This window comes from Reyranella sp. (genome assembly GCF_004297405.1).
GTDB lineage: Bacteria > Pseudomonadota > Alphaproteobacteria > Reyranellales > Reyranellaceae > Reyranella.
This window is the reverse complement of the sequence record NZ_SCVC01000023.1, coordinates 66,418-77,590: the sequence shown is the minus strand read 5'-3', so window position 1 is coordinate 77,590 and position 11,173 is coordinate 66,418. Positions and strand designations below refer to the sequence as shown.

10 protein-coding genes and 1 pseudogene are annotated in these 11,173 nt (G+C 61.9%); 10 read left to right on the top strand and 1 reads right to left on the bottom strand.

Annotated features, from left to right (window positions below; genetic code table 11):
- Positions 1–193 precede the first annotated feature (193 nt).
- The 7 genes and pseudogenes from EPO50_RS16600 (at position 194) to EPO50_RS16575 (ending at position 6,335) form a co-directional block, all read left to right on the top strand.
- Complete coding sequence (locus tag EPO50_RS16600; protein ID WP_296345985.1) at positions 194–376, top strand: JAB domain-containing protein; 183 nt, start codon at positions 194–196, stop codon at positions 374–376.
- A gap of 494 nt (positions 377–870) precedes the next feature.
- Positions 871–1,335, top strand: coding sequence for a hypothetical protein (locus EPO50_RS16595; protein WP_296345983.1), 465 nt, complete (start codon positions 871–873; stop codon positions 1,333–1,335).
- 229 nt (positions 1,336–1,564) lie between these two features.
- On the top strand, positions 1,565–3,730 hold the full coding sequence (locus EPO50_RS16590) for an FUSC family protein (protein WP_296345981.1): 2,166 nt from the start codon (positions 1,565–1,567) through the stop codon (positions 3,728–3,730).
- Between the two features lie 7 nt (positions 3,731–3,737).
- Positions 3,738–3,956: a DUF1656 domain-containing protein gene (locus tag EPO50_RS16585; protein ID WP_296345979.1), complete on the top strand. Its 219-nt coding sequence runs from the start codon at positions 3,738–3,740 to the stop codon at positions 3,954–3,956.
- A gap of 5 nt (positions 3,957–3,961) precedes the next feature.
- The gene (locus tag EPO50_RS16580) at positions 3,962–5,092 is read left to right on the top strand and encodes an HlyD family secretion protein (RefSeq protein WP_296345977.1); all 1,131 of its coding nucleotides are present in this window, start codon (positions 3,962–3,964) and stop codon (positions 5,090–5,092) included.
- Between the two features lie 248 nt (positions 5,093–5,340).
- A pseudogene (locus EPO50_RS31545) lies at positions 5,341–5,457 on the top strand (JAB domain-containing protein); the annotation flags it as partial.
- Positions 5,458–5,540: 83 nt separating this feature from the next.
- Positions 5,541–6,335 (top strand): adenylate/guanylate cyclase domain-containing protein, encoded by a 795-nt coding sequence (locus tag EPO50_RS16575; protein WP_296345976.1) that lies wholly within the window; start codon positions 5,541–5,543, stop codon positions 6,333–6,335.
- Between the two features lie 18 nt (positions 6,336–6,353).
- Here the strand turns inward: EPO50_RS16575 and EPO50_RS16570 are convergent, their stop codons facing one another.
- Complete coding sequence (locus EPO50_RS16570) at positions 6,354–6,842, bottom strand: GFA family protein (protein ID WP_296345990.1); 489 nt, start codon at positions 6,840–6,842, stop codon at positions 6,354–6,356.
- Between the two features lie 226 nt (positions 6,843–7,068).
- On the opposite strand from EPO50_RS16570, the gene EPO50_RS16565 reads away from it, so the two are divergent.
- The 3 genes from EPO50_RS16565 to EPO50_RS16555 all read left to right on the top strand — a co-directional run bounded on the left by EPO50_RS16565 (position 7,069) and on the right by EPO50_RS16555 (position 11,132).
- A complete protein-coding gene (locus EPO50_RS16565; RefSeq protein WP_296345974.1) occupies positions 7,069–9,270 on the top strand; it encodes an amylo-alpha-1,6-glucosidase in 2,202 nt (733 codons plus the stop codon).
- Between the two features lie 63 nt (positions 9,271–9,333).
- Positions 9,334–9,858 carry a PRC-barrel domain-containing protein gene (locus EPO50_RS16560; RefSeq protein WP_296345972.1) on the top strand — a complete coding sequence of 175 codons (525 nt, stop codon included), beginning with the start codon at positions 9,334–9,336 and terminating at the stop codon, positions 9,856–9,858.
- Positions 9,859–9,875: 17 nt separating this feature from the next.
- Complete coding sequence (locus EPO50_RS16555) at positions 9,876–11,132, top strand: MFS transporter (RefSeq protein WP_296345971.1); 1,257 nt, start codon at positions 9,876–9,878, stop codon at positions 11,130–11,132.
- Positions 11,133–11,173 lie beyond the last annotated feature (41 nt).

Below are 11,173 nucleotides of genomic sequence, written 5' to 3'. Positions count from 1 at the left end.
GAGCTACGACAACAGTACCCGAAGCTGTCGAGCTCGCTACATGAACGTCGTGTATCGAACGTGCTGCGCAGTTCACAGGCATGCCTGTGTGTTATCGAGAATGCAGATCACGTTGGATCATACACTACCGATCCCCGTTCCATACCCCACTGACTCATCGATGCTGGCGAACTTCCTTGAAAATCAATGTCATATGCCTCACGAAACCCTCGTCCATAATCATCCAAGTGGCGATCCCAAGCCGTCGCGCGACGACATCGAGATGACGCGCGAGATCAAGTCCGCGGCAGGAGCGCTGGGCATCTCGATCCACGATCATCTGGTGATTGGCCGCAAGGGTCATGCCAGCTTCAGGAGCCTGGGGCTGCTCACTTAAGAAAGCAGGAAGTCACACTCCCTTATCGCGGCATATCCCCCAATTCGCGTACGTCCGCTGTCGAGGGCATTGCGGGCGAGATGTGCTCGCGTGTTCATTCAGCTCATGCCCCAAAGCCGCCTCCGGCCGAAATCGAAAAGTTGCGAAACCCATCGCAAAGACGCGCCGCCTCACTCCGTCACCTCGTGCCAGAGGAACCGGCTAAATTCTCTGATACGGTCGTGGTCAATCAGCACTGCCAGTCGCGGCCATAGTCCGGCTTGACTACATTGTAATAGACCGCAAGCTGGCTGTTCATCGACAGCTTGCCGAGATGGAAGAGTGCGCGTCCTTGACTCAAATCGACAGGGCCCATGCCTGGAGGCTGTCCTGTTGAGCTGCCGCACTGAGGCTCGAATGCATGGGCCAATGAATGAGAGTCACTAATTGCAGACGTGAGTAGCGTAGCTCGGCGGGCGCTTGGCGGATCGTTTCACCATGGCAAAGAATGCGCGATGAAAGGAGATCTGTTGGAACCCGTAAACTGGACCTGGGGTCTTTCGCTCATCGCGCTGACGATCGCAATTCACGCGACCGGGGTGGTAATGCTGGCCGTCGTGAGCGAGAGGATCCGAGCCCGGATAGTGAACCGGCACCTTGGTCTACGGTATGTGGTTCCGATCGTGATTGGTCTGGTCGCTTCGACCGGACTGGTGCTGGCTGTGCTGCATGGGATCGAAGCCGCGATCTGGGCAGCTGCATATTTATGGCTGGGCGCGCTCGATTCGCCTTTGGATGCAATCCTCTATTCGGTGGACTCGATGTCCACGAGAGGCGCCTCGGGGCTGACGCTGGAGGGGCATTGGCGGATGATGGGCGCGCTGGAGGCCGTTGACGGTATGCTGCTGTTTGGCATTAGCACGGGCTACATTTTCGCCTTGATGCAGGCCTACTGGTCGATGTTCTCTCGCCGTCACTGACGCTGCCGCCCTCTCCGAACCGAGGTCGAGGAAAAGCGCGTCGGCATTCCCGACCCGTCACACCGGCACACGGTTGATGCGCCGGGCGCCCTTGCCCTGGCATGGCGGCGAATAGGCCTTTCGGCTAAGCTTTGACTGTCAACGGCTTCGGCCGCCGCGCGTAAGCCCTTTGCACCATATCGAATGCTCGGTCGGAAGCTGGGCGCTCGAACTGAGCAAGTTGGCGCACATGCCTGACCAGAGAGTGGTGTCAGATCGGGTCAAGACGGCAATCAAGACCGCGCTCGCCACGGTACTTGCCTATGGCGTCGCGCTTTCCATGGATTGGGAAAATGCTTACTGGGCCGCTTTTGCCGTGGCGTTCTGCACCCTGTCGACTGTCGGAGAATCGCTGAACAAGGGCCTGCTGCGGTTGTCCGGGACCCTTTTGGGGAGTCTGGCGGCCGTCACTCTCATTGCCCTGTTCCCGCAGGATCGCTGGCTGTTCCTGATCGGCATGAGCTTCTTCACTGGCTTCTGCACCTACATGATGCCGGGTACCTCCCGATGGTATTTCTGGTACGTCGCCGGGTTCTCGGTACCGCTCCTTGCACTTGCCGGCGGCTCCGACCCTCTGAACGATTTTCAGACCGTTGTAGTTCGTATCGAAGAAACAGCGCTGGGCATCGTGAGCTACAGCCTGGTCTTTCTCTTGATCTGGCCGACCAGCAGCCGTGAAGCCCTCGAGGATGCAGTCCGTCGGCTCGCGACGGCGCATCGCCAACTCACCGCACACTATCTCACGCCGACCATCGTGAAGAGCCCAGAAACCCTCCGTCGACAGACCACGCAAGGGTTGGCACGTCTTGGCGATCTGCTCGACGGCGCGGAGATCGACAGCTACGAAGTATGGGAGGCCCGCCACGCGTGGCGGCGCTTGATCCATCGGCTGTCGCAACTGACCGGCACGTTGGAACGCTGGCGGCAGAGTTCGGCAGAGGTGAGCGAGGTCGACCGCCGGCGACTGGTTCCGGAGCTTACAAGATTCGCCAGCGAGCTCGACCGCCGGTTCGCTGAAATCGGCCGCATGCTCGAGGGGCATCCGCCAGAGCGCGGGCCGATATCCGTGCCGCTCGACCTCGAAGACAAGGAGGCGGCTTCGCTTTCGCCGTTCCAGCGGGCCGCGTTCCTCCTCTATCGCAGTCACATGCAGGAAATCGACAAGCTCACCCGCGATCTCTTTGAGACGGTCGCCGACATCCGGAACTTTAGCCGCGCGAAAGTCGATCCGACCGGCGAGGCGGTACCGCCCCTGGCATCGGCGCTCGATCCCGAGCGCCTCGCGAGCGTCGCACGATGGCTCACGGGCCTGTGGCTGGCGTGGTTCATCGCCATCTACGTGCCAGACATCCCGGCTACGGTCGACTTCATCGTTCTCACCAATACGCTCTCGATGGCGCTTAGTGTCATGCCGCAGCTTAGGATGGCGAGCATCTTCTTGCCGGTCGCATTCGGCCTCACTCTCGGAGGCGCCATCTACGTGCTGGCAATGCCCCACCTCGCGAGCTTCGCCGGCCTGGGGGCTGTACTCTTCGCGGCGGTCTTCGTGATCTGCTGCCTGTTCCATCGGCCAACGCAGGCCGCCGGCAAGGCAGCGGCGCTCGGATTGCTCGTCATGGTGATGGGGGTCGCCAACGAGCAGAGCTACAACTTTCTCAATGTTGCAAACCTCGCCGTGGTCTTCCCGCTGGTTTTTGCCGTGCTAGCGGTTGCAACATACTTCCCCGTGTCATTCCGCGCCGAGCACGTATTCCTCCGCCTGCTCGGCCGCTTCTTTCGCAGCTGCGCCTACCTTGCCTCGACGCTGCAGTGGGACCCCGCCAAGCCGCCGACGCGATGGCAGCGTCTCCGGTACACGTTGCATCTCGGCGGCCTGGCAAGAATCCCGGGCAAGCTCGCCCTCTGGGGAAGTGCGCTGCCCGCGGCGGCCCTGGGTCAATCCACGACCGAGCAGGCGCAGGCGCTCGCCGACAGCGTGCAAGCCCTTGCCTACCGCATGCAGGACCTCATCGAGGCCCGCGCGACGCCGCAATCGCAGGTGCTTGCGCGCGAATTGCTTTCCCAGGTCCACGACTGGCGAGCCGGATTGCAGGATATCTTTAGCAATCTTTCGCAGCATCCCGAGGCGGCGGATTTTGCCGATTTTCGGTCGCGGCTCGACGCGATGGTGGAGCGACTTGAAGATCAGATCGAAGAGGTGATTGCCGGGGAGGACCAGACAAGCACTTCGACACGCGAGAACGAGAATTCAATTCGTCTGCTCGGTGCCTTTCGTGGCGTATCGGAAGAGTTGGTGAATTTTGCGAAGCACTCGGGCGGCACCGATTGGGCTCGCCTGCGTGAGGCCCGGTTCTGACGGAGACATGGCGATGACCCTGATTCCGCACGAGCTGTACGTCGGAGAAGTTTTCTTCCCGCCAATGCTGGTCGATGCCGCGCTGGGTCTCCTCGCCGCCACGATCACGGCGCGGCTTTCGAACCGTTTCCGGCTGTCACGCTACTTCTATCATCCGCCGCTGGTGCTGATCGCGCTGACCGTGATCTACACCGGCCTGTTCTCCATCTTTCTGATTCCGGGATGACAGGCATGAAACCGAACGTGAAGTTCATCACCACAGGCGTGGTCGTGCTGGCAGCCCTCGGCGTGATTGCCTACAAGTACTATGACTATGTGAAATATCCCTGGACGCGGGACGGCCTAGTGCGGGCGCAGGTTATCCAGATCGTCCCGCGCGTCTCCGGTGAGCTCGTTCGCGTGCCGATCCAGAACAATCAGCTGGTGAAGAAGGGCGATCTTCTGTTCGAGATCGACCCACGCACATTCCAGGCGACCGTGGATCTCGCGCATGCCGAGCGCGATAACATGCGCGACATCATCGCGGCTCTCGTCAAACAAGTTGACGGACTAAAGGACATCGTCGAGCAACGCCAATCAGAGCTCAACCAGGCCGGGTTCGAGGTCGGGAGTGCCACCGCAACGGCGGAGGACGCGCGGATCATTTTCGAGCGTGCCAAGCAGCTGCTTGCGTCGAATGTCACGTCGCAGAGAGAATACGACAACGCGCTTACGGCGCACCTGACGGCCGACGCACGGTTAAACGAGGCCCGGTCGCGAGTGAACCAGGTGACCGCTGCGCACACGCAAGCGAAAGACGATGTGGCTCGTGGGTTGGCCAATCTCGGCGCGCCCGGAGAGGCGAACGCCCGGCTGCGCCGGGCCACGGCGGACCTGGAACTCGCTAAATTGAACCTGGGTTTCACGAAGGTTTGGGCCCCCGCAGATGGGTACGTCACCAACTTACAATTGCGTGTCGGGGATTCCGCGGTTGCCAATCAACCGATGCTGGCCGTGATTGATGCCAACAGCTTCTACGTCCAGGCATTCTTCCGGGAAACCTTCGTGGGGAGCTTCCAGAAAGGCGATAGGGCCGTCGTCACGCTGATGAGCTATCCCGACACTCCTTTGGAGGCCCGTGTCGACAGCATCGGCTGGGGCATTGCCCAGCAAAACGGCAGCACAGGCTTCGAGCAGTTGCCCTCCGTCAAGCCGACCTTCGAGTGGATCCGGCTCGCGCAGCGCATACCGGTGATGGTGCGCATCGAGAAGGTTCCAGACGGCATCAAACTGCGCGCCGGCACTACTGCCTCGGTGGTGGTCATCACCGGAACGAGCACGGATGGTGAGCAGGTGCCACCGGTTCCCCGCGCGTTGCAATGATGATCGATAATGCGCTCAACGCCCAGCGTGCCATGCGATGTCTGCTAATCGCCCTTCTCCGACATTGCCAGACAACAGGACAATCTCCCAAACCGAGCGCAAAGCGGACATTGATAAGTGATCGACCGTGACCTGAAGGTACGCGGCGAGACCGAACGTGATTCTGGCAGGACGACCACGAATCGCCACGAACAACTGTCCCCACTACACGTCCCCGGTCGAAGCCCTTGACGTGAAAAGACGATCACGAGATGACGCGCGAAATCAAGTCCGCGGCAGGAGCCCTTGGCATCTCGATCCACGACCATCTCGTGATCGGTCGCAAAGGACGTGCGAGTTTCAGAAGCCTTGGGCTGCTGACTTAGTGCTGAAGATTGTTGCCAAGGCGGGAATGCGCGATCACATTTCACCCTTGATGGGCCATACGGAATAGCCGCACCGCACGCACATGCCCAAGTTTCTTCGCATTGGAGTCCACCAATCGAACGTGTCTGGTTACACGTCAAAGGCATGGTGGATTCGCCGGGTTGGCTCGATGGTTTTCCTGAAGTGGGGAGCCGTCGAGGTCCATGGCGTTGGCGATGGACGAAAGGTCTACTGGACGGTTCCACCGCGAGAGAAAGCAATTCGTTGCGGCGCAGTGAAAGCCGCCGAAGACTATGTGAGAAATGCGATCGCCCGGCGGCGCAGCCATCGCTATGAACCGCTGGCCGGCAACATCGCCATCAAGCGCCGACCTGCCAATCGGGCCGCCGAACTCAAACAAGTGCTCGCCACGATCCTGTTCGTCGACATCGTCCAGTCCACGGAAAAAGCCGCGCGGCTCGGCGATTCACGTTGGACACAGGTGATAAATCACTACTACGCCACCGTCCGTAGAGAGCTGAAGACATTGCGTGGAAAGGAAGTCGTGACGACGGGGGACGGACTGCTCGCGACATTCAAGGCGCCGGCGTCGGCGATCCAGTGCGCGACCGCAATCCGCGAGGCCGTGCGCACGCTGGGGCTGGAGATCAGGGTGGGACTACACGCCGGCGAATACAAGGTGAGCGGGCCCGACGTCTCCGGTCTCGCGTTCCACATCGGCGCACGCGTCGCCGCGAAAGCGCGCGCAGGCGAAGTCCTGGTCTCGAGCTCGGTCAAGGATCTGATGTCGCCGTCTGAAATCCGATTCAAGGATCGCGGCATTCACCAACTCAAAGGCGTGCCGAAGCGGTGGCGCCTTTACCGGGTCGATCGGTAAGCGACTCCCGCAATCGAATCAGAATGGTCCACTGGTTTCGCGCCGCTTCTTTCTGGTCGGGCGCTCCCACACGACCCCAGGAAAGCCCTTTAGGGGAACGAGTCTCTCACCGAGATAGGTCCACTCCTGCAACTCGTCGATGGCAACGTGATAGCGGGGTTCGCGACCCGTGCGGCTCTTGAAGAGTGCGCGAGGTACGTTGACCATCTGCGCCGAGCGAGCTCGCTCATAAAAGAGCGGCGTTCCACATCGGGCGCAAAAGTTCCTTGTCGTCCCGGTGGTCTCGTCTCGAAACCGCGTGACTTCTGCTTGGCCCTTGGTTATCCGAAAGCGGCTGCGCCAACTGCCGACGTAGGTCGCGTAGGCGGAACCGTGCGCACGCCTGGTGGCACTGGAATGATCGTGCCAAGCCCATCGGGCCGGAACGTCGATCTCGATCTGTACGGCACCGCAAAGACATTCACCCGGTGCCGATGCTTCCGATGTTTTTCGTGTCTTCGCCGCCATCGTCGCTTTGGCCACACTGGACCTCATCAAGGCGCTCCGCCCAGTATTTCTCTAACCAAACTCACGCGACCTCTCCATCTCAAAAGGCGGTTGCCGACCGAACGCAATCGCTCACTCCGACTTTGCTAAAAGGACGGCCGATCCTGGCGGCGGCGTAATGAACCATTGAAGGTGACGCCGAGCATCGTAAGTTGATCATGGTGCAAACGAACGGATCGGAGATGTCATGTCGGCCGGCCAGACCTTGCTTGCAACGACCGCCACTCACGGCGACGCAGTCGCGGAGACGCCGTTCTATATCCCCGCGACGGGAACGGCGACGCGGCCGCGCCGCACCCTCAAGTACGGCGATACGTTCGCCGTCGTCGACAGCTATGGTGATATCGGCGCATCAGCGGGCGGAACAGACGGTGTGTTCCACAACGATACGCGATTCCTTTCGCATCTCGAATTACTCGTGAACGGCCAGCAGCTCCTGCTGCTCGGATCCAATCTGCGCGATGACAACACACTTCTCTCGGTCGACCTGACCAACGCGGACTTCTATGTCGACGGCAAGATCATGTTGCAGAAGGACCTGCTGCATATCGGCCGCACGATGTTCCTCTGGCGTGGAACGGCCTACCAGCGGGTAGCCGTGCGTAATCACAGCGACAGGCCCATCGAGCTCTCTCTGTCGATCCTGTTCCGCAATGACTTTGCCGACCTGTTCGAGGTGAGAGGTCTGCAGCGCCCGCGTCGCGGCGTCGCCCGGCAAGAAGTGCTCGGACCGGATCGCGTACTGCTGGCGTACAAAGGTCTCGACAGCAAGACCCGCACCACCACGCTCACGTTCGACCCACCGCCGACCGAACTCGCACCCACCATCGCAACTTACCGGCTCGTTGTCGCACCGGGCGAAATGCAGCCCATCTTCCTCGCTATGGCTTGTGACAAGCCCGAGGAACAACGAGCCGCGCCGTTCCTCTCCGGATTGCTGACGGTGCGCCGCGAGCTGCGCAGCGTCACACGCGATTCCACCACGATCGAGACTTCGAACGAGATCTTCAACGAGATCCTGTGCCGCTCCGCGGCGGACTTGCAGATGCTGACGACGGATACGCCGGAGGGCCGCTATCCCTACGCAGGCATTCCCTGGTACTCGACGACGTTCGGCCGGGACGGCCTCATTACGGCACTACAGATGCTGTGGTGCGATCCAAAGGTCGCCCGCGGAGTCCTGCGCCGCCTTGCAGCCCATCAGGCCAAGCAAACTGACCCGCTCGCCGATGCGCAACCGGGCAAGATCGTCCACGAGATGCGCAGCGGTGAGATGGCCGCTCTGCGCGAAGTGCCATTCGGGCTCTACTACGGCAGCGTCGATGCCACGCCCCTCTTCGTGCTGCTCGTCGGTCTCTATGCCGAGCGGACGGAGGATTTCGATACCGTCGCCGCCCTCTGGCCTGCTGTCGAGGCGGCACTCGGCTGGATCGACGGTCTCGGCGATCCGGACCAGGACGGATTCGTGGAGTATCGCCGCGCCAGCGAATTGGGCCTCGCCAATCAAGGCTGGAAGGATTCCTTCGATGCGATCTTCCATGCTGACGGCCGCTTGGCCGAAGGCTACATCGCCCTGGCGGAAGTGCAGGGTTATGTCTACGCCGCCAAAGTAGCCATCGCCCGTTGCGCACGGCGGATGCGCCAGGTCGATATGGCCCGTCGTCTCGAAGCCGAAGCCAAGAGCCTGGCGAAGCGCTTCGACGCCGCCTTCTGGTGCCCTGAATTGGGAACCTATGCTCTGGCGCTCGACGGCGACAAGCAACCTTGCCGCGTTCGTACCTCGAATGCCGGACATCTGCTCTTCACGGGAATTGCCCGCGCCGATCGCGCTGCCGCAGTGAGTGCCGGACTGCTCAGTCCACAATTCTTCTCGGGCTGGGGCGTCCGCACGGTCGCCAAGGGAGAAGTACGCTACAATCCCATGTCGTATCACAATGGCTCGGTCTGGCCACACGACAATGCATTGATCGCGCTCGGGTTGGCACGTTATGGCTTCAGCGGAGCCGTCGAACAGGTCTTCAAGGGTCTGTTCAATGCGGCGTCCTACATGGACCTGCGTCGTCTGCCGGAGCTGTTTTGTGGATTCCAGCGGCAGCGCGGCCAGGGACCGACCCTGTATCCCGTGGCCTGCTCGCCGCAGGCCTGGGCGAGCGCGACGCCGTTCTCGCTGGTCCAGGCGTCGCTCGGGCTGGAATTCGAACCACGGCGTGGCGAGATATGCCTGCGCAATCCACGAATGCCTGCGTTTCTGGACGAGGTGACATTGCGCAATCTGCAGCTCGGCTCATCGAGCGTCGACATCAAGGTGCGGCGCCATGGCGAGGAAGTCTCGCTCGAGATGCTGCGTTCGCAGGGCCACGTGCAGGTTTCAATCGTCTCATCGCGTTGAGCGAGGGAACCACGCAAAGCCTGACGTGTTGACACTCCGGCGGATGTTTCGCTGGAGGGGGCAATGGGTGGCAGGCTTCGAGTGATGGTGCCGGCGATGGCGCTGCTTATGCTCGTCTCGGCGTCAAAAATGCTGACTGCACAAAGCAGTCCCGACACCGCCCAACAGCCAACGTCCCCAGCACCTCCCGCAGCAACATCGCCGGCACCGGCACCTGCCCCTCCCCCGGCCGTACCACCAGTCGCAGCACCTTCAGTCACCGTCATCGACACGCAGGAAGCCCGCGGCATTCTCGGCAACGAGGTCCGCAGTGCCGCCGATGAGAACATGGGACGCATCGTCGACGTCATCGTCGACAGCGCGGGCCGAACGCGCGCGGCGATCATCGACTTCGGTGGCTTTCTCGGTGTCGGCAGCCGCAAGATCGCCGTCGAGTGGAAGGCGCTTCACTTCGTGCCCGCAGCGAGCAAGCGTTACGGCATCGTCCTCGAGCTGACGCGCGATCAGGTCAAGCTCGCCCCTGAATTCAAGGAAGGCAAGCCCATCGTGGTCCTCGGCGCATCGGGGATCCTGGAGCCTCTTCCCTAACTGGCCACAGGATCATCGTGGCCGAACCCTCCTGCACTGTATCTCATCCATCGAAGCGCAGCCTGCGCGGGCTCGACTGGTTCGTCTTCTTCGTCGCCGACGTGCAGACGGGCTTCGGGCCCTTCGTTGCCGTCTATCTCACCGCAGAGAAGTGGACACAGGTCGATATCGGCCTCGTGCTCACCGCCGCCGGCCTGGTCGGTCTGGTCGGCCAGATCCCAGGCGGCGCGCTGCTCGATGCGGCGCGCTCCGAGCGGTTTGTCGCCGCCATCGCCGTCGGCCTGATCAGCGTGAGCGCACTCGCTTACGCGCTCTGGCCGATCTTCCCGGTGGTGCTCGCCGCCGCCTGCCTGCACGCCGCGGCGAGCTGCGTCCTTGGCCCCGCCATCGTGGCGATCAGTCTCGGCCTTGTCGGTCCGGCCGGTATCGGCGAACGGCTCGGACGCAACGCCCGCTTTGCGTCGATCGGAGCGGGCCTGACGGCCGGCGTGATGGGCGTAGTCGGTTACCTGGTCTCGACGAGTGCCGTCTTCTTCGTGACCGCGGCACTGCTCATTCCTGTCTGGCTGGCGCTTCGCACCATCGCACCGCGCGAGATCGATCCCGAACAGGCGCATGGCAACGCGCCGATGAAGCGCAAGCCAGATGAGGGGCAAGCGGAACTGCGCGCGCCGACCGATCTTCGCCGCCTCCTGCTCAGGTCTCCGCTGCTGATCTTCGGTGGCTGCATCCTGCTGTTCCATCTCGCCAACGCCGCAATGCTGCCGCTCATGGGCAGTGTTCTCACGACGCGTCTCAGCGACTGGGCGACGGTGCTGATCGCCGCCTGTATGGTCGGTCCGCAACTCATCGTCGCGATCTTCTCGCCCTGGGTCGGGCGTCAAGCGCAACGCTGGGGCCGCCGGCCGCTGCTGATCGCCGGCTTCACCTTCCTGCCGATTCGTGGCGTTCTCTTCGCTACGGTGAGCGACCCCTATCTGCTGGTCGCCGTGCAATTGCTGGATGGCCTGACGGCATCGGTCTTCAGCGTACTGATCCCCCTCACCATTGCAGACCTGACGCGTGGCACCGGGCGATTCAATCTCACCCAGGGAATGGTCGGCACGATGACGGGAATCGGCGCATCGCTCAGCCCTACGCTCGCTGGCTACGTCACCGACTCGTATGACAGCTCGATCGCCTTCCTCTGTCTCGCTGCCGTCGCGGCCGTCGGCCTGACGGTCGTCAGCTTCCTGATGCCCGAGACACGCCCGCCACCACAATCGCCGCAGTAGCGGTGTAGGCATAGGCCTTTCTGCGGCTATACACGTCCGGC